This is a genomic window from Bacillus safensis FO-36b, assembly GCF_000691165.1.
GTDB classification, from domain to species: Bacteria; Bacillota; Bacilli; order Bacillales; family Bacillaceae; genus Bacillus; species Bacillus safensis.
Window position 1 is genome coordinate 294,583 of record NZ_ASJD01000002.1, and the last position, 18,899, is coordinate 313,481.

General features: G+C 44.0%; 16 protein-coding genes. 4 read left to right on the plus strand and 12 right to left on the minus strand.

The features are described 5' to 3' along the window. Positions 1-6 precede the first annotated feature (6 nt). A complete protein-coding gene (locus BA81_RS05915; protein WP_080701167.1) occupies positions 7-1,197 on the plus strand; it encodes a CDP-glycerol glycerophosphotransferase family protein in 1,191 nt (396 codons plus the stop codon). Positions 1,198-1,215: 18 nt separating this feature from the next. Here BA81_RS05915 and BA81_RS05920 read toward each other — a convergent pair whose 3' ends face one another. The 12 genes from BA81_RS05920 to BA81_RS05975 form a co-directional block, all read right to left on the minus strand. Continuing rightward, the gene (locus tag BA81_RS05920; RefSeq protein ID WP_034281141.1) at positions 1,216-3,846 is read right to left on the minus strand and encodes an N-acetylglucosaminidase; all 2,631 of its coding nucleotides are present in this window, start codon (positions 3,844-3,846) and stop codon (positions 1,216-1,218) included. Between the two features lie 124 nt (positions 3,847-3,970). Continuing rightward, complete coding sequence (gene manA, locus BA81_RS05925) at positions 3,971-4,921, minus strand: mannose-6-phosphate isomerase, class I (RefSeq protein ID WP_034281142.1); 951 nt, start codon at positions 4,919-4,921, stop codon at positions 3,971-3,973. A gap of 147 nt (positions 4,922-5,068) precedes the next feature. Further along, positions 5,069-5,890 carry a carbohydrate ABC transporter permease gene (locus BA81_RS05930; protein WP_024426281.1) on the minus strand — a complete coding sequence of 274 codons (822 nt, stop codon included), beginning with the start codon at positions 5,888-5,890 and terminating at the stop codon, positions 5,069-5,071. Continuing rightward, positions 5,887-6,858: a carbohydrate ABC transporter permease gene (locus tag BA81_RS05935; RefSeq protein WP_034281144.1), complete on the minus strand. Its 972-nt coding sequence runs from the start codon at positions 6,856-6,858 to the stop codon at positions 5,887-5,889. Before BA81_RS05935 ends, BA81_RS05930 begins: the two co-directional genes overlap by 4 nt. 53 nt (positions 6,859-6,911) lie before the next feature. Continuing rightward, the gene (locus BA81_RS05940) at positions 6,912-8,177 is read right to left on the minus strand and encodes an ABC transporter substrate-binding protein (protein ID WP_034281145.1); all 1,266 of its coding nucleotides are present in this window, start codon (positions 8,175-8,177) and stop codon (positions 6,912-6,914) included. A gap of 103 nt (positions 8,178-8,280) precedes the next feature. Further along, positions 8,281-9,699: a response regulator gene (locus BA81_RS05945; protein WP_034281146.1), complete on the minus strand. Its 1,419-nt coding sequence runs from the start codon at positions 9,697-9,699 to the stop codon at positions 8,281-8,283. Further along, positions 9,693-11,135 (minus strand): sensor histidine kinase, encoded by a 1,443-nt coding sequence (locus tag BA81_RS05950; RefSeq protein ID WP_034281147.1) that lies wholly within the window; start codon positions 11,133-11,135, stop codon positions 9,693-9,695. Before BA81_RS05950 ends, BA81_RS05945 begins: the two co-directional genes overlap by 7 nt. After that, entirely contained in the window at positions 11,132-12,133 is a 1,002-nt protein-coding gene (locus BA81_RS05955; RefSeq protein WP_034281148.1) for a sugar-binding protein, read from the minus strand. The genes BA81_RS05950 and BA81_RS05955 overlap by 4 nt, the downstream gene beginning before the upstream one ends. A 69-nt stretch (positions 12,134-12,202) precedes the next feature. Next, positions 12,203-12,658: a GNAT family N-acetyltransferase gene (locus BA81_RS05960; RefSeq protein ID WP_034281149.1), complete on the minus strand. Its 456-nt coding sequence runs from the start codon at positions 12,656-12,658 to the stop codon at positions 12,203-12,205. Positions 12,659-12,779: 121 nt separating this feature from the next. Next, positions 12,780-13,379: a bifunctional 4-hydroxy-2-oxoglutarate aldolase/2-dehydro-3-deoxy-phosphogluconate aldolase gene (locus tag BA81_RS05965; RefSeq protein WP_034281150.1), complete on the minus strand. Its 600-nt coding sequence runs from the start codon at positions 13,377-13,379 to the stop codon at positions 12,780-12,782. Then, entirely contained in the window at positions 13,351-14,367 is a 1,017-nt protein-coding gene (locus BA81_RS05970) for a sugar kinase (protein ID WP_034281151.1), read from the minus strand. The genes BA81_RS05965 and BA81_RS05970 overlap by 29 nt, the downstream gene beginning before the upstream one ends. Before the next feature lie 86 nt (positions 14,368-14,453). Further along, positions 14,454-15,464: a LacI family DNA-binding transcriptional regulator gene (locus tag BA81_RS05975; RefSeq protein ID WP_034281152.1), complete on the minus strand. Its 1,011-nt coding sequence runs from the start codon at positions 15,462-15,464 to the stop codon at positions 14,454-14,456. A gap of 259 nt (positions 15,465-15,723) precedes the next feature. Here BA81_RS05975 and kduI point away from each other — a divergent pair, with 259 nt between their 5' ends. The 3 genes from kduI (at position 15,724) to BA81_RS05990 (ending at position 18,899) form a co-directional block, all read left to right on the plus strand. Next, positions 15,724-16,551, plus strand: coding sequence for a 5-dehydro-4-deoxy-D-glucuronate isomerase (gene kduI / locus BA81_RS05980; protein ID WP_034281153.1), 828 nt, complete (start codon positions 15,724-15,726; stop codon positions 16,549-16,551). A gap of 7 nt (positions 16,552-16,558) precedes the next feature. Next, on the plus strand, positions 16,559-17,329 hold the full coding sequence (kduD, locus tag BA81_RS05985) for a 2-dehydro-3-deoxy-D-gluconate 5-dehydrogenase KduD (protein ID WP_034281154.1): 771 nt from the start codon (positions 16,559-16,561) through the stop codon (positions 17,327-17,329). Between the two features lie 103 nt (positions 17,330-17,432). Next, a complete protein-coding gene (locus tag BA81_RS05990) occupies positions 17,433-18,899 on the plus strand; it encodes a spore germination protein (protein ID WP_034281156.1) in 1,467 nt (488 codons plus the stop codon).

Genomic DNA, 18,899 nt, shown 5'->3' on the forward strand with positions numbered 1-18,899 from the left:
TGATAAATGATGAATATACGCTCAATGATGATTTCATGTTACGCAGCTTTTATTTCTTTCATTGGATGGCTGATGAGCGGCGTGAAACCTCGTGAAAACCAGGTGACGCTGCTTGTTTCATTCCAAGAGAATGCGGCTGCTCTCATTCATACTTATCAACAACAGGCGAACATGACAATGAAGCTCACTATCCTCTATACGAAGCATGCTTCTGCGATAGAAAAGGACGGGCCTCATCTGTCATTTCGCTATTTTCATGAAAAAAATCCTCTCCATCTCATTCAATGTATATATACGATGTTTAAAAGCAAGGTTGTCGTGACGGATAATTACTTTCTCATGACGAGTGTGCTAAGAAAACGGCCTTCTACAACTTGTATTCAAGTTTGGCATGCCAATGGGGCTTTGAAAAAGTTCGGGCTTGAAGATGCTTCAAATTCTGACCGGAGTCCACGTGATATCAAACGCTTCAAACGCGTTTATGCGTCTTTCGATTACATCGTGACAGGCTCAGATCACATGCGTGAGATTTTCAAGACCTCGTTTGGGGTCAAAGATGAACGCTTTTTACCAACTGGTGTACCACTGACGGATGTGTACTATGAACAGCACCAGCCTTCCTTGAAGCTGAATGATGTTCCAAAAGGGAAAAAGATCCTGCTCTATGCACCGACCTATCGAGACTTTGCAATGGACGGTCTTGTGCTGCCTTTTTCAAAAGAGCAGCTGCAAACTGAGCTGAATGGCGATTACATTCTGCTCATCAAGCTTCATCCTGCGGTCAAACATTTAGCGAAAGCAGAAACAGACGGTGAATGGATATTTGATGTGTCCGATCAGCCGCTCTATCCATTGCTTTGTGCTTGTGATGTCCTGGTGACAGATTATTCGTCCATTGTGTTTGAGTATGCACTGCTCGAAAAGCCTGTCTTGTTCTTCACTTATGACTTAGACACTTATCGGGAGAAACGCGGCTTAGTCGACCGGTATGAAGACATCATTCCTGGTAAGGCTTGCGTCACTCAAGACATGCTCTTGCAGGAGCTTTTGCACCTAAACGCATTAAACAATAAAGAACGAATCAAAACCTTTGCTGAGGAATGGAACCAATATTCAAAGGGACAATCAAGTCAGCAGCTCCTCTCATTCATTGAACAGCAGCTGCTCCTACACAAAAAACGTCCGGCTTCTCATTAGGAAGCACGGACGTTTTTTTTATTTGTTATACACCGGGATATCGTAATACAGCGTATAGTCATCAAGCAGGTTATACAAACTATACATGCGAGTGACTTGCTTAGAAGCCCAGCCAATATCTGTTGCATATTGATGAGTCGCTGCAGCCGACCAGCGCATTTTATAAATTGTATCTTGCTTGTATGTGGCATTATTGATATAGCTGTTGCCAATGAATTTTGCTCCGCCAATAATGGCAGCCTCTGGCGTGAACCATTGCTGTTCATACGCATACTTTGCACCAAGATAATTCGGATTGCTGTCATATGCGCCAATGCCATACATGTTATAAACTTTCTTTCCATTATACATTGTGCCATTCGCTAAAATGGAACTTCCGTTACCCGTTTCAAGCAACGCATGAGAAATAAGATAAATTTCGTTGATATGATACGTTTTTGCTGCTGTAATAAAGGCCTGTCCTTTACCCGCAAGAATCCCTTTTCCTGCTAAAATCTTTGAATTGACCTCTGCTGGATTGAGATTCGCAGCTTCAGAGAGTTTCAGAAATTGAAAATAAGATTGCGTGCCTTCTGCAATATTAGCTGGATCTACATATTTTTGCACCTCTGCTGCACTTGCATTTCTCCAGCCGAGGTTGATCCTGATCCAGTTCCCTTCTTTCCCAAGCTGTTTCACTTTTGCTCCTTTATTGAGCTGTGCCACAATGTTGCTTGCAGAGCTCGAATCAGGTGTAGAACGGACATTTAAGCCATCCGTATTCACTGTCGATGTTGCTTGGTCTACATATGCTGCATAGACATAGGCCGCACCATCTGTTTGTGGTGACACCTTCATTTGTTTGTTGACCATCTCATTGACAGTAAGGTTGTAGTTCGTTTGCATAACCATTGGGCCATTTTTAATTTTTACGGCTGTGGCGGTCCAGCCATATTGGCTTTTCACAAAAGCAATGGCTTCATTTACAGTTGGTAATCCTGTAAATTGCTGCGTAATGTTGATTTTGTAAGTTGGTTTCGTTGTGGTTGTATACGCAGCGGTTTCATTCCGTTTTTTGAAAAATGCCAAGCCTTGGTCACGCAGTGCAGCGGTTGAGATGGCACCTGTTTTGATCTGATATTGAGCATAATCGGCTGCGCCTGTTTTTTGAGCAGCGGCCTTCATTTTTTGTTTCGTCAAATAGCTGAGTGCTTGATTCAGTTTTGTCTGATTCACTGTCGGCTCTGTCGTGATACGGTATTGCTTGACCGCTTCTGTCAGCGTTTTTGTACTGCTGGCAACGCCATTTTTCTTGATGATCTCTTGAGCCTGTTTCACTTTACTTTGTTCAAATACAGGCGTTGTTTTGAGACTATACGTTTTGCTGACAGCCTGTCCCTTACTTGTGGTTATGCTGCTTGTCAGCTTCTGCGTTTTTAAGTAGGCGGCCCCTTTATTCACTTTCGCTTGGTCCACTGCTTGATTGACGACGAGTCGATACGTGCTGTCTGATACCTTGCCAGTTTTTTTCGTTGTCGCAGATACTTTTTTCTTTTGGAAGAAAGCCGCTGCTTTTTTGACTTGGTCATCTCCTAAAAGGTTTCCCGTCACGACTTGATATGGCTTTGTAGAAGAAATCTTTTTGGACGTGTAGCGCCATTTCTTTTTCTTGAAAAAGGCCACTGTTTTTGTGTAAGCTGTATCGTTCAGTTGATTGAGCTTCACGATATAATTTTTTGTTTTTCCCACGCGCTGCACAGTACCTGCAGCACCGGTTTGTTTCTTAATCTGAGCTGCAGCTGAAGCTGCTTGTTTGTTGTCTTTAAAATAGCCTGATTCCAAGCTGTAGACATTTTTTAAAGCACCTGTCTTTTGAATCTTCCCGCTGATCTTTGCTTCCTTTTGCAGTTGAGTAAGAAGCGTCTGTGCTTTCGACTGGTTCGCTTGTGCAGCGGATGTGACGATGTAATACGGCTTACCTGCTGTCACCGTTTGAAGCACTGCTGTTAAGCCGGATGCCTTTTGAAAGCCTTGCAGAATGGTATTCGCCTTACTTTGTCCAACAATACCGCTTGAAATCAGCTGATACACAGTGCCAGCTTTCGTTTCGGTTTGGTATGTACTGGTGACGCCTGCCTGCTTTTGCAGCTCGGTTTGAATATTTTTCACTTTCGTTTCAGAATCAATGGCTCCTGATATGACCTGATAAGAAGGTTTGCTTTGATTGATGACTTCATAGGAGCTATTGAGCCCTGATGTTTTCGTTAGTTCGAGTGAAAGCTTTTTCGCCTGACTTTCATCATTAACTGGATCAGATACGACCTTTTGTAAAGGAAGGCGGTCACCTACTGGAGACACCGTACCGCTCATGCCCACTTCTTTTTTTAATGCAGCTGCACTTGCATTCGCTGCTGCTTGCGAATCATATCCTGAAGCAGTGAGCTGATAGGTCGACTTATTTCCTGAGGTTTGATAAGTGGCTGTCCACTTTTTGTCTTTCTTCAGTGTTTCCACTGCTTTTTTCACTTCTGCTTCTGTTGTAAATACTTTTGAGGTGTTCATCGTATAAATGGATTGATCGACATAGGAGGCTGCTTGCGCTTCTTTACCCGTGTGTAATGTCATACCAAAGGCAGCTGCGAGTAACATAATCTTGATGGTTTTTTTCACGTTCCCTGTCCCTCTCTTAACTTTGCATAATAGTCTACTAATCTCTTTATCGACAAAAACAAGTACTCTTTCAAGTCATTTATGCAATAGAAAAATAGAGGACCCCCTCGAAGTCCTCTTTTCCTTATATATGCGACACAATCAGTTCACAAGATCCTTCAATTGAGAAGCTTCCTGTTTCAGCCGGCAGAATAAAATGAGCGCCTTTTGGCAGTGGATATGTGTGTCCGTCATGCTCTAAAGACCCTTCTCCATGAATCACACTGCATAGCAAAAACGGATAATCCTGCGAAAGCTCTGCTTTTTGATCAATTTCCCATTTATACACAGAGAAATATTCTGCTTCGACAAATGTACGAATGGTCACTCCCCGGCGTGTTTCAACTGATTCATCTGCATACCCATCTACATGAGGAACCGTTGTGACATCAATCGCTTGCGCAAAATGAAGTTCACGTTCATTGCCATCCTGGTCTTTTCGTTCATAATCATATACGCGATAAGTTGTATCTGAGCTTTGCTGCGTTTCAAGGACAAGCGTTCCTTCGCAAAGCGCATGGATGGTACCGCTTGGCACATAATAAAAATCACCAGGCTTAATCTTCACCCGCCGCAAAAGACCTTCCCAATCTCCACTATTCATCATGGTGACAAGCTCAGTTCTTGTTCTTGCATTGTGCCCATAGATCATTTCTGCTCCTTCTTTGCAGTCAATGATATACCAGCACTCTGTTTTTCCAAGCTCGCCATTTTCATGTCTTTCCGCATAATCATCATCTGGATGTACTTGCACGGACAAGTCTTGGTTTGCATCTAAAATTTTGGTTAACAGCGGGAAGCGGTCGCCTTCTATCCCCCCGAACAATTCTCTATGATTGTCCCAAAGTTCGATCAGCGTTTTCCCTTTATATGGACCGTCTTGCACGACACTTGGCCCGTTTGGATGAGCAGAAATTGCCCAGCATTCTCCCGTTTGATCAGAAGGAATATCATAGCCAAATTGATCCCTTAAGGCTGTACCTCCCCATATTCTCTCCTTCAATTCAGGCAGTAAAAAAATTGGTGACTGCTTCATTCAGGATGACTCCTCCCTTTGCTACCCTTTGATAATCCTTACCTAGCTTGATGAAAACTAGTAAGTCTCAACTTTTATTATGACGCTATCTAAAGAGAAGTCAATCCTTTCAGTACACCGAATGAAAACGATAACACAAAAAATATTTCACCCTTTGACAGAGCCTGCGAGAAGCCCTTTGACAAAGTATTTTCCAAGAAGTATATAGACGAGCAGGGTCGGCAGCGCAGCCAATATCGCCCCTGCCATTTGGACGTTCCATTGCACAATTTGACTGCCTGATAGATTTTGCAAGGCAACCATCACCGGCTGATGCTCCGCAGTGGTCATCGTGACTGCAAATAAGAATTCATTCCACACATTTGTGAACTGCCAAATGGCCACCACAACAAATCCTGTGATCGAAAGCGGCAGAATCATATGTCTGAAAATCCCGATAAACCCTGCGCCATCCATTTTCGCCGATTCAATCATTTCATCTGGGATGCTCACATAGAAATTTCGGAACATGAGTGTTGTGATCGGAAGCCCGTATACGACATGGACAAGCACAAGCCCTGGAATTGAATTATACAATCCGACTTCACGCAAAAATTGAATGAGCGGGATCAGAATACTTTGATATGGAATAAACATCCCAAACAGCATCAGCGTAAAGACGACTTCTGATCCTTTGAAACGCCATTTTGATAATACATAGCCATTCATTGCACCTAATACAGCTGACAATAAGGTAGCAGGAATGACTAGATAAAGAGAATTCATTAAATTGGGCGCTAGCTTTTCAAACGCGATTTGATAGCTTGAAAAATCAATAGTAGATGGCAGCGACCACATTCGCTCAAGGGTGACTTCACCTAATGGCTTCAAGCTTGTGACGAGCATGACATAAACAGGCATCAGAAAAAAGAGACTGCACAAAATCAATAAAGCATAAAGAACTGGACGGACAAACCATCTGGCTGTCATGATGAAGCCCCCTTCCGGCTCGACAGGAGATATGGCACGATAAAGACCGCAACAGAGATCAGCATGACAACCGCAATGGCGGCACCGCCTGCATAATGGTTTCCTCTAAAGGTCATTTCAAACATATACACGCCCGGAACATCCGTGACAAAGTTCGCACCCGGCCCTGTCATCGAGTAAATCAAATCGAAGATCTTTAAAGAAATGTGAGCCATGATGATGACAACACTTGCAGTAATCGGTTTTAAAAGAGGGAAAATGATTTTCCAGTAAATCTGCCACTCCGTTGCACCATCCATTCTAGCAGCCTCTCTTACTTCCTCTGGAATTCCTCGCAGACCCGCCAAATACATCGCCAGAGAGAAGCCTGTCATTTGCCAAACAGCTGCAATCACAACAGCAATCATGGCCGCAGGTACACCAAACTCAATTTTCCCCCAGACAAATCCGGCCAATATATTCGTATCCGTATACCACTTAGGCTGGATACCAAGCGTTTTCAAAAATAAATTTACCCCAGTTGACGGGTTTAAAATCCATTGCCATACGACTCCTGTGACAACGAAGGAAAGGGCCATCGGAAAGAAGAATAAATTCCGAAAAAGAGATTCCCCCTTGATCTTCTGATCTAGTAAAATCGCAAGTGCAAGACCAGAGATAATGACAGCCCCAATAAAAAATAAAGTGAAAAAGACCGTGTTTCGAAGATCTGATTGAAAGCGGAAATCTTGAAACAGCATGACATAATTGCGAAGACCTGCGAAAGAGAAATCAGGAACAAGCGTGGTCCAGTTTGATAATGACACATATCCTGTCCAGCCGATAAAACCGTAAACAAAGATGAATAATAATACCGCTGACGGGGCTAAAAAGAGCAGCGCCAGCAGCTGGTCTCCATTCCATTTTTTCCGCATACGTTTAACTTTGGGCACAGGTGTTTTTGTCATCGGCGATGTGTCTATGCGCATGAAGCTACACTCCTTTTTAAAAAAGAGGCGGTGCCTAGCCGCCTCCTTCGTCTTTATTTCATTGCATCTTTTAAAGATGAAACAAACTGACTGCTGTCTTTTTGTGTCACGAAGATATTGACGGCTTGATTCGCTTTTGTCACAAACCCTTCTTCAGCAGCTGAGCCATGAGCAAGAGACGGCGCCAGTTTTGACTCTTTAAATGCCTTCATCGCCGATTTTCCGTATTCATCATATTTTGATACATCTGCATCCACACGTGCTGGAATCGATCCTTTTAGCGGATTAAACGCATCCTGTCCTTCAACAGATCCTAAAACAGATAAGAATTTCTTCACGTTTTCTGGCTGTTTCACACCCTTTGGCAGTCCAAATGTATCGGTGATCACCATAAAGCTTCCTTCCGTTCCAGGAGTCGCCGCGTATCCAAAGTCTTGATTCACCTTCAAATCAAGATCATTCACAAAGTACCCCTTCGCCCAGTCGCCCATGACATTCATTGCCGCTTCTCCTTTTGCCACGAGCTGTGAGGCATCCTGCCAGTTACGTGAACTGTGATCGTCATTGACGTATTCGAGCATACGTCCAAAGATGTCTGCCGCTTCCTTCACTTTCGGGTCATCCATTTTCATCTCGCCAGCCCAAAGTTTTTGATAACCATCTGCCCCTAATACACCCAGCAAAACACTTTCAAACAAATGAGTCGCTGCCCAAGGCTCCTTATCTCCAAGTGCAAGTGGTGTGATTCCTTTTTTCTTTAATGCATCTGCTGTTTTGAAAAATTCATCAAATGTCGTTGGCGGCTCTAAGCCTGCATCATCAAATACCTTCTTGTTATACCAAAGCACATTGCCCCTGTGAATGTTCACCGGTACGGAATAGATTTTCCCATCTTTGCTGACAAGATCAATCAGTGATTCTGGAAATTTGTCTTTCCAGCCTTCTTTTTCATATAAATCATCCAGCGGCTCCATTTTGCCTGCCGCGACCCAGCTCTCATTCAGCTCCGCCCCGCCATGCACTTGAAACGTAGCAGGCGGATCATTTCCCTGCATCCGGCTAGTCAGGACAGCCTTTGCATTTGTACCAGCACCACCTGCGACGGCTGCATTTTCAATTGGAATGTCTTTATTCTCCTCTTCAAACAATTGAATGAGTGCCTTCAGCCCGTCTTCCTCACCCGCTCCTGTCCACCAAGAGAAAATTTCGAGCTTCTCTGCTCCGCCTTCTTTTTTTGCCTCTGAGTTCGTCGATGAGCTGCAGGCAGTGACGATAAGCATACAGAGTGCCAGCAGTGTAAAGCCTAATTTGAACTTCATAATTGATCCCCCTATCCCCATTTTGTAAGCGTTATCAAAATAAGTATAATGGCAGATCCTTGCTTATTTTCAGGCAAACTTCTTCACTTTTTTATGAAATTCTTCATTTTTTTACGGCCTGTTTTCGATATTCCTTCGGTGAACAGCCGACCATCTTCTTAAACACACGGCTGACGTAATTAGGATCTGTATATCCTGCCTGAAAGGTAATTTCTTTTAAGCTAAGCGTGCTGTCTTTGAGGAGCTTTTTGATTTTATCCAGCCGGCAGGCTGTCACATACTCTTTAAATGTCAGACCCGTCTCGTCTTTAAATCGTTTTGTGAAATAGGTTGGACTTAAATCAACATAAGCGGCCGTTTGCTCAAGTGTGATTTGTTCACAATAATGCGTTTTGATGTAACGTTTTGCCCGCTCGATGTCATTGATGGTCTGTGTTCTCGCTTCATACACGTCAAATAGGTGTTCACAGCACTGGCGGCATTCAGCTGCGGTGCTGATTGTCAATATCGATAGATCTGTACGGAGGCGTGATTTGAAGAGAATCAGCAGTTCTTTTACCTGCGAAATCGCCGCCCCCTCTAATTCAAAGGCATCAAATAAAGCCAGCGCATCCTCTCTTCTCCCTTCCTCGAGCGCCTGCATCATGCTGTCTGCAAGCTCCGGCAGATGAATCAATGGGCGGGGCTTCACTTCTGTTTGGTAAAAGCCATAACGAACAACGCCGTCACTCTTTTTTCGCTGATAATAGGAAAGCTTCGCCTCTGCTGCACTTTTCTGAAGATGAAGCGGGTTTGAGACTGGATGCCCTATGCCAACGACAGGTGAAGGCTGACCGTTTGTCATGGCAGCTCGAATGGCTTGCAGCACCTCTGCCTTTAGCTGACCTGGTCCCTGCTGACTATAAATGAGACATGTAAACAGTTCTCCCCCCATCTGAATCGGCACCGTATGAAATCGTGCAGATTTCTGTAAATCGATCAACAGCTGATCTCCTTCTGTCCGCTGCACAGCAATGATAAGACCTGCTTCATATTCGGAAAATAATTGTTGAAACTCCATTTCGGTATAAGATTGACCGTTCATGACATGCGCTTCAAGCCACTTTGACTGCTGATCGGCCGCTGCCTCCTGCCGCAGAGACGCCTCCTGCTGAATCTCTGCTGCTACAAATCGAATGGCTGCGATGGTTTCATCCTTGTCAGCTGGTTTGACGAGGTATTGTTTCACCCCTTCCTGCATCGCTTGCTTGGCGTAATCGAATGTGTCGTAGGCTGTCAGCATAATGAATTTTGTATGAGGACTGCTTGCTTTGATCTGTTTGATCGCTGTCAGTCCATCCATGCCAGGCATCTGAATATCCATGAGCACAAGATGAATGGGCTCAGACTGCACGAATTCAACCGCCTTCTTTCCATTTTCCGCTTCTCCTGCTATATGACACTCTGGAAGCCATTCGGTTAAGAACTTCCGCATCGCTAGCCGTTCTATTTTTTCATCATCGACAATCAGCACGTTCAGCATGCCGGTCCCTCCTTTATCGGAATAGCCAATTGTATGGTGGTGCCTTCGTTTGGCTTTGAATCAATTTGAAGGGCATCTTGCACCCCGTAAAACAAGCGCAGTCTTGACATTACATTTCGAAGACCGATTCCTGTCGAGTGGCCTTTACTCAGTATGTTCGGATCTTCCTCTTCTTTTTCTGACAGCAATCTTCTTTTCTCCTGTTCATTGATGCCCATCCCATTGTCCTGAATCTGAATCATCACATAGCCGCCTTCTTGATAGATCGAGAGCTCAACAAGTCCCTCTTCCTCCTTTGGTTCAACGCCATGAATGAAGGCATTTTCGACAAGCGGCTGTAAGGTAAGACTTGGGATATGCACAGATAAACATGATTCATCGATGGAGGTTTTGCACGTAATACGATCGGCAAATCTCGTTTCTTGTATATGAAAATATTCTTTCACCACTTTCACTTCTTGTTCCAATGTAACGGATGTACTTAGAGCAGACAGCGAATATCGCATCAGCGTGGAAACGGATTGAATCAACCTCGATGTGGCTTCTGCTGATTCTAAGTAAGCCATCCGTGAAACGATGTTTAATGTGTTAAATAAAAAATGCGGGTTCATTTGGTTTTGCAGCGTTTTTAGCTTCATGTCTTTGATTTTTTGATCTAATGCTGCCTTTTGTTTGATCTCTTCAATCATCATTTTCATCTCTTGCCGCATTCGCTGAAAGGCTTCATTTAAAACAGAGATTTCATCCTTTGTGGTAACATGCAAATTCGCTCCATCAAAATTTCCTTCTGATACTTCTTTTACACTTCGGGACAGATGAACGATGGGTCTTGAGATCCCGCCAGCAATCATATACGCCATCCATAAGGCGACCCCGATTGATAACGTAAACAGGCATAAGGTAAAGAGCGCATAGGTTTGATGCCTTTTTTGAAGAGATTGATAGAGTATCTGATACTCAGATAATTCATCATCAAGCAGGGTCATCGTCTGCTCTTGTATATAGGAGGAGACGGTTCTCACTTCCTTCACACTTGCAGCATATTCTTCGATTTTCCCTGCTTTCACATGTGTCATGGTCGCATCACTTTCATTGATGAGCGTCCGCATCATATATTGATATTTTTCAATAGAAGGAATTGCCGCATGAAGACCGGCATCCTTTCGCAGCGCTTGATCGTATGATTTCATTTTCTGTTTTGACGTAAGATATTCTTTGGCAAACTTCCGATCCTTTTCAATGGCATAGGCATTGACCTTTTCATACATCGTTTTCGCCTCTGTTGATATATCATTGAGCAGGAGAAAAGAACGGAAGCTCCGGCTATATTCTGATATGATTTTTGAACTGCTCCAGTAGACAAAAAAAGCGGCTACGTTGCCAAGAAGCACAAGGATTAAAAATGCTAATAACAGCTTACTTCGAATCTTTCTCATGGCTGCATCCCCTGCTTTCTGTCTGTTTGCTGAAGAGGCAGATCCCCGCGCCGGATCACACTCGTTCCCGTGTACTGGAGCGGTTCTTCTTTTTCACCTTTCTGCAAACGAACAAGCGATTCAACCGCTTGATAGCCCATTTCATAAGGATGCTGCACGACGACGGCATCAATTGTCCCATCATCAAGCGCCTGAATCGTATCAGGCAATGTGTCAAATGCAAGCACATAAAAATCAGTGGATGATCGATACTGTGCAATTGCTTGGATGATGCCTGCACCATCTAATGCACTTGTGCCATAAAATGAGGTGAGCTTTGCATGATCGTTTAATAGTTTATAAGCGGCACCTGAGGCACCTGACTTCGTAATGGCTGATTCTTCTATTCCGGCAATATGAATGCGTTTTTCAGCAGAGACGGCATCTCGAAAGCCCTTGACGCGCAGCTTTTGATGAATGGCATCCAGCCTGCCTGTGACAATTCCTACATACTGTTCACCTTTTGTATCTGCGATGAGTGCCTGTCCTGCGATAAAACCTGAATAATAATTGTCCGTCCCTACATACACTTGACGCTTGCTCCCCTCTGCATCCGTATCGACGGTGACGACATCAATGCCTTTTTCCCTCGCCTTCTGAAAAAGCGGTTTGTATTTCTTAGCATCAAGTCCCTGCGTCATAATGCCATCAACATGCCCAGCGATCGCCATATCAATAGTTTTCAGATGATCGTCTACATCCGCCTGTTTTGGGCCCAAATATTCTAGATATACGTGATGAACGTCTGCCGCATCCGCAGCTCCCTTTTGTACAAGCTGCCAATATTCGTTATCAAGTTCCTCCGGTACAAGGACAAAATGGTATTGATACGTTGACGCCGTTTCATCGGAAGCGCTTTCAATTTTAAATAAATCTTGACCTAATAACGTTAAGAAGATGACAGATACCACACAAAATGTGAGAAATGCGCTCATTCCGATCCACTTAGATAATTTCACCGTGTCCTCCTCCTTCCCACTATTTCCGCATAAAAAAAAGAGCTGCTTATAAGCATACTCTCTCGACCTCTATAATTCCTTTGTCATAAATAAACTGTTTGGATCTTCTTGATATGTACCAAAAGGCTGACAATACTGAAACCCAGCGCTCTCATATAGTCTTCTTGCTGGTTCAAAGAAAGCCATTGCCCCTGTCTCTAAGCTGACACGTGTATACCCGCGACGTTTTGCCTCTTGGAGAAGATGATTCAGCATATATCTCGCTACACCTTTTCGCATATGGAGGGCTGCGGTTCTCATCGATTTGATTTCCCCATGTTCACTTGACAGCTCCTTTAACGCTCCGCAGCCAAGAAGCTCCTCTCCATCCCGCACACTCCACACCGTGACATCCTCTTTTTTTAAATCAGTTAATGGAAGGGCATGAATGCTTTCTGGCGGCGAATGCTCCTTCATCTCTTCTATATGTGCGGTAATCAGCTGGTCAATTCGTCCATCCATGAGTTCATCTTGTAGAATGTACATTTTCAATCACTCCTTCCCGATCATTGTACGTGAAGAGTTGAAATTTCATCTGCTGTTATGTCAGATAAACGAACAAACAACCGGCATCAACGAGCCAGTTGTTTGTTCGTTTGACAAGTATTTATGAAGAAAGAACGGCTTGTAATTCCTCTGCTGTACTGCTTTCAAGCTGACTTCCGACACCGACAGCCACCGCGCCTGCTTTGAGCCACTTTGGAACATCAGCTGGATGAATGCCGCCCGTAGGGATAAATTCAATCTCTGGAAATGGACCTTGCAGGTTTTTCATATAAGATAAACCGAAGGAGTCGCTTGGAAAAAGCTTGAGCAAGCAGTAGCCATCTGCTTTCGCCTGCATGATTTCACTTGGGGTGAGGACACCTGGTACATAGAGTGTGTCGTAAAATGAGAGATGTTCACCAATCATAGGAAGATATCCTGGACTAACGATAAACTGTGAGCCTGCCTCAATGGCTGATTGTGCCTGCTCCAGCGTCGTAATTGTTCCCGCTCCTACAATGATGTCCTGCTCCTCTTGGAAGGATGCGATGATGCGTTCAGCATTTGGCGTGGTATACGTCACTTCAATGGCACGGACTCCTTTTTTCTTTAAACGATCAATCATTTCAATGCCTTCTGCTTCACTACCCGCTCTCACCACTGCGATCAATTTACAAGACGCTAGCTGCTTTTTAACGCTCAAACTTGCTGACTTTCCCATATCTCTCATCCCCTTTCATGTACTCCCGCCTTTGATATCGCTTGGCTTCTTTCATAAAAGCCTGAAGCTCCTCCCGGGTAGGCAGTCCATCCTTATCGCCCGGTGACATCACTGCAAGTGCCCCAACCGCATTGCCTCTTGTCACAGATTTTTCATCTGATAAGCCGTCAAGCAAGCCGCTGATGACCCCCACTGCAAATCCATCACCAGCTCCAACTGTGTCTACGACATCCTGCACATAAAATCCATTCACAATCCCCTGACCGGCTGCACTTTTATAAAAGGCACCTTCTGCCCCTAGCTTAATGACCACTAGCTTGACACCTTTTTGCAAATAAACATCTGCAATCTCTTCTGGCTCGTGACAACCCGTGAGCCTTTGCCCTTCTGCAAGCCCTGGAAAAAACCAATCCACTTGCGAAGCGATATGATTCACCGTATGAATCATATCTTCCTCCTCTTCCCACAGCTGAAGCCGAAGATTTGGATCAAATGAAATGGTTTTGCCCGCTTCTTTCATTTCTTGAAGGACACGAAAAGAAAACGCTCTCATTCCACTGGATAGGGCAGGCGGAATACCAGTCATATGAAGATGGCCTGCCTGTTTGAAATAGGCGGCGGGAAAGTCGCTTGGACTCATTGTGCTTGCAGCAGAGCCTTTTCGATAATACGTGACGTCAGGATCTCCATCCATCACTTTTGATTTAAGTAAGATTCCCGTTTGAGACCCATCATTTGAACGGAGTACTGCACTTGTATCGACTCCCTCTTTTTGAAGCTCTTCTAAAATAAATGTGCCAAGTGAATCTGCTCCAACTTTGCTCATCCATCCCACATGAAAGCCCAGCCTCGCCAAGCCGACAGCCACGTTACTCTCTGCACCAGCAAGCGCCTTTTGGAATGTATGCACTTGATGAAGCTCTCCGGCTTCCTTTGCATAAAACATCGCCATTGATTCCCCAAATGTGACCGCATCCAATGCTTTCACTCATTTCTCCCCTTCCTCGGTACCGGTTTCAAATCAGTTGAAAAAGAGAGAGCATGCACGTATGTATACTCTTCTCTGCCTATCGTTTATAAAGATTTCCTCACAATGATTTCTCCATCAAGCTGAATGGTTTGGGGCGCACTTTCATCCCCTTCTAGCCGTGTCTTGATTTTTTGCATGGCTGCTTTCCCCATTTCATGAGATGGCTGGGCAACCGTTGTGATTCCAGGTCCAATCAGCTTATACCATTCTGTATCATCAAACCCTGCAATGCCTATCTCTTTAGGAATCTTCACCCCAAGCTCTACAAGTTCACTAATCAGCTTCAGCATGAGTAATCCATTACCGGCTAAAATCGCTTTTTTCTGTTCGTTTGATTGTAAATAACGGACAATCTCTTCGCGCATTTGTTTCTTTTGCTTTAAATCAATCTCTGCAATGATCGGCTTCTTATGTTTACTCAAAGCTGTCTGTTCATATGCTTCCTTTCGTTCTTCACGAGGGCTGATTCCATCGACAGGCTCAGTAAAGAAAGCGATATGATCATAGCCTTTCTCATACATTTGTTGAAGCAGCCGGATGGTGATATCACGGTTATTCGTGGTCACTGTGTCGACTTTCAGTTCAGGCAGCTTCCGGTCCACAAGAACAATCGGCACACCATTTTTCTGAAAATCCTCCAGAATGTCATTGTTCTGTCCTGTCGTATTGATGATGAGCCCTTCAATATAATGTGCATTAAGCTTTAGGAGCATTTCCCGTTCTTTTTCTGGACGATTATCTGTGTTGCACACCATGATGCTGTATCCATATTCATCACAAATCTCTTCGACCCCGCGAAGTGTTGCCACAGAGAATGGATTCGTAATGTCGGCTACAATAAACCCAATGACCTTGCTTTTTCTGACTTTCAATCCTTGAGCAAGCTGACTCGGACGATAATGGAGTTCCTCAATGGCTTTCTTGATTTTTTTTACCTTTTCTGAAGAAATTTCATTTGTTCTGCCATTGATATATCTGGATACAGTTGATTTTGAGACCCCTGCATAAGCTGCAACTTCATTAATGGTGACTTTCGTTTGCTTTTTCTCTTTCATTCAAAAAAACTCCCACGATTGATCTTCTCATTTGGTTCGAAACCGATTTCAAATAAACTTAAAAAAAGCATATCATAATTGAATGCATTTCAGAAGATTTTTTTGCATGATGATGGCAAAAATTTGTCTAACTAGAGAAAAAGAAAGCGATTTCAAATTAACGGTTGACGGCGCTCTCTTTTTCCTCTAGAATTTTCCTTGAAACCGATACCAAATAAATATCAATATTTGTTTCAGATGGAAAGGGAGGCTTATCCAAATGGAAAATCGTTATGCTGTACATCCTGAGCAGGTCAAACGTTTTACAACAGAGGAACTTCGTCGTCATTTTCATATTCCTACACTGTTTGTCAGTGGTGAATTAAAGCTCTATTACTCGCATGAGGACCGCGTGGTGATTGGTGGAGCCATGCCGGTAGCAGAGCCGATCACACTAGATGCCGGAGACTTTTTACGGACGGAGTATTTTCTTGAAAGACGAGAAATCGGGATTGTAAATGTCGGCGGACAAGGAACGGTCACTGTTGATGGTGAGGCCTTTGTGCTGGAGCATAAAGATTTCTTATATATTGGTCTTGGTCACGAAGATGTACAGTTCGCTAGTTCATCAGGCGAGCAGGCCAAGTTCTATTTAGTATCAGCCACGGCTCACAGGGCGTATCCTACGCAAAAAGCAGCTATCGCTGAATTAACACCAAACCACTTAGGGGAAGCAGCTGCTTCCAACGTACGAAACCTGTATCAAGTCATCCATGCAGACGGCATCCAAAGCTGTCAGCTCATGATGGGCATCACTCAGCTTGAAACCAATAACACATGGAACACGATGCCCGCTCACATTCATGATCGCCGGATGGAAGTGTACTTATATCTTGATATCGAAGAGGATGCGCGGGTCTTTCATTTTATGGGAGAGCCATCTGAGACAAGACATCTTGTTGTGGCAAATGAAGAAGCAGTCATTTCACCTGCCTGGTCCATTCATTCAGGCTCAGGTACAGCGAATTACTCATTTATTTGGGCAATGGCGGGAGAAAACTATACATTCAAAGATATGGACTTTGTCCCAATGGATCAGCTGAGGTAACGAAGTGATGACAACTTCATATGCAGCGTCCCTCTTTTCCCTTGAAGGAAAAACAGCCCTTGTGACAGGCCCTGGAACCGGTATTGGACAAGGCATTGCCGTGGCGCTTGCCAAATCAGGAGCAGATATCATCGGCACATATCACCATACACCACTTGAAGAAACAAAGGCGTTTGTCGAACAGGCAGGCCGATCATTTCATGCGGTTCAGGTTGACTTTTCTAACCCTCAGTCTGCAAAGCAGGCTGTCGACGCCATATTAAAGAAGCATACGATTGATATTTTAATCAATAATGCTGGAACGATCAAAAGAGAGCAGGCGGCTCACTATTCAGAGGAAGATTGGCATACAGTCATGGATGTGAATATCAACAGTCTCTTTTTCCTCACGCAAAAGGTTGGACAGCAGATGCTGAAAAACGGGCAAGGGAAAATCGTCAATATCGCCTCCCTTCTATCGTTTCAAGGCGGCGTCTTTGTCCCTGCTTATACAGCAAGTAAGCATGCTGTCGCAGGGCTGACGAAAGCTTTTGCCAACGAATGGGCGAGCCAGCATATTCAAGTGAATGCGATTGCGCCTGGGTATATTGCGACCAATAACACACAAGCCATTCGTGACGACGAAAATCGAAATGAAGAGATTCTGAAACGAATTCCAGCCGGGCGCTGGGGAAAGCCTGAGGATCTAGCCGGTGCGGCTGTTTTCCTTAGCTCACCAGCTTCTGATTATATGAACGGCCACATTTTAGCTGTTGATGGCGGCTGGCTTGCAAGATAAATATACGAGAGAATTCCTATTAGGGGATTCTCTTTTTTCTATTTGCATAATTCTCCACCTTCCGAGTCACTCTATAAAAAACATGTGATGAGGGTGAGGTATTATGAAAAGTCGTATTGAACAAGATATAGCGTCCGTCATTAAGCGTGTCAAAAGCTTTGCCGGAAGAAGTGATGATATCGTGTTCCACTCTTTTTCATTTGGTCCTTCCACTATTTCTGCATGTCTCGTGTACGTTGAAGGACTCACAGAATTTGAGATGCTTTCTAAGCAAATCATTTCACCTATGCAAAAGGAACTCGACATCACCGAGGTTGGTTCTGCTACACTTTCCTCCCTTTCAAAAACGTTCTTTGGCATTCAAAGTGATGTGCTGGATGATATGAACCTTGCCATCGAGCAGTTATATAGCGGCAGGGCTATTTTATTTGTAGATGGAGCGGCTCAAGCGCTTGCGCTCCATACGAATCTTTTTCAATTTAGAGAAGTAGAAGAGCCGCAATCTGAAGTTCTTGTAAGAGGACCGCGGATCGGATTTATTGAGAATCTTGAAAAAAACACGGCTTTACTCCGTGAGCGGGCAAACGACCCTCACCTTGTAATTCAAAAGGTGAGTATAGGTACTCGAAATAAAAAATCCGCTGCTCTTGTGTATGTTCGTGATATTGCTGATCCTAAACTAGTAGAAGATGTGCTATCACGCATGACCGAAATCAAAATGGATGATATCCCTGAAACCGGCTATATTGAACAGCTGATTGAGGACAGTCACATCTCCATTTTTCCACAAATACAAAACACAGAACGTCCTGACCGGGTGATTGCATCTGTGCTTGAAGGCAAAGTCTCGATTTTGCTCGATGGCACTCCTTTTGCCCTCATTTTACCTATGACACTTACAGCTTTGATGCAATCTCCGGAGGATTATTATCAGAGGTGGACAAGCGCGACTCTTTTACGTTTACTTCGTTATATTGCCGTGCTGCTCACGATTTTTTTACCCGGCCTTTACATTGCACTTGTCTCTTATCATCCCGGTTTATTACCGACAAGAATGGCACTCACCATCGCAGGCAGCCGGCAGAATGTTCCCTTCCCTCCTGTTGTCGAAGCCATTCTCATGTCTTTTACGATAGAGCTGCTGCGGGAAGCTGGACTCCGGCTTCCAAGAGCCATCGGACAGACAATTGGACTCATTGGCGGCGTTATTATTGGTCAGGCGGCTGTCCAAGCCAATATCGTCAGCGCCTTAATGGTGATTATTGTGTCGCTGACCGCACTGGCTGACTTCACAGCACCGTCATATGACTTTAGTTTCCCACTGCGTATTTTGCGGTTTATGGCCATTTTTAGTTCAGCATTGTTTGGGTTATACGGCTTAATCATGTGTTATTTATTTGTACTTTGCCACCTGATGCAGTTAAAGACTTTTGGTTTTGACTATTTCACACCAGTGCTTTCTTCACCGTTTTCAGATTTAAAGGATACGTACGTTCGTTTACCAATCGGGCTATTTAAATCCAGACCAAAAACAGCAAAAATAAAAAATCTCAAAAGACAAGGAGATTAA

Excerpts from the sequence above, each read along its gene's own strand:
- BA81_RS05965 (WP_034281150.1), bottom strand. The coding sequence starts at position 13,379 with ATGGGAAAGTCAGCAAGTTTGAGCGTTAAAAAGCAGCTAGCGTCTTGT.
- BA81_RS05960 (WP_034281149.1), bottom strand. The coding sequence starts at position 12,658 with ATGTACATTCTACAAGATGAACTCATGGATGGACGAATTGACCAGCTG.
- BA81_RS05990 (WP_034281156.1), top strand. The coding sequence starts at position 17,433 with ATGAAAAGTCGTATTGAACAAGATATAGCGTCCGTCATTAAGCGTGTC.
- kduI (WP_034281153.1), top strand. The coding sequence starts at position 15,724 with ATGGAAAATCGTTATGCTGTACATCCTGAGCAGGTCAAACGTTTTACA.
- BA81_RS05945 (WP_034281146.1), bottom strand. The coding sequence starts at position 9,699 with ATGCTGAACGTGCTGATTGTCGATGATGAAAAAATAGAACGGCTAGCG.
- BA81_RS05915 (WP_080701167.1), top strand. The coding sequence starts at position 7 with ATGATGAATATACGCTCAATGATGATTTCATGTTACGCAGCTTTTATT.
- BA81_RS05935 (WP_034281144.1), bottom strand. The coding sequence starts at position 6,858 with ATGCGCATAGACACATCGCCGATGACAAAAACACCTGTGCCCAAAGTT.
- BA81_RS05975 (WP_034281152.1), bottom strand. The coding sequence starts at position 15,464 with ATGAAAGAGAAAAAGCAAACGAAAGTCACCATTAATGAAGTTGCAGCT.
- BA81_RS05940 (WP_034281145.1), bottom strand. The coding sequence starts at position 8,177 with ATGAAGTTCAAATTAGGCTTTACACTGCTGGCACTCTGTATGCTTATC.
- BA81_RS05930 (WP_024426281.1), bottom strand. The coding sequence starts at position 5,890 with ATGACAGCCAGATGGTTTGTCCGTCCAGTTCTTTATGCTTTATTGATT.
- BA81_RS05950 (WP_034281147.1), bottom strand. The coding sequence starts at position 11,135 with ATGAGAAAGATTCGAAGTAAGCTGTTATTAGCATTTTTAATCCTTGTG.
- manA (WP_034281142.1), bottom strand. The coding sequence starts at position 4,921 with ATGAAGCAGTCACCAATTTTTTTACTGCCTGAATTGAAGGAGAGAATA.
- kduD (WP_034281154.1), top strand. The coding sequence starts at position 16,559 with ATGACAACTTCATATGCAGCGTCCCTCTTTTCCCTTGAAGGAAAAACA.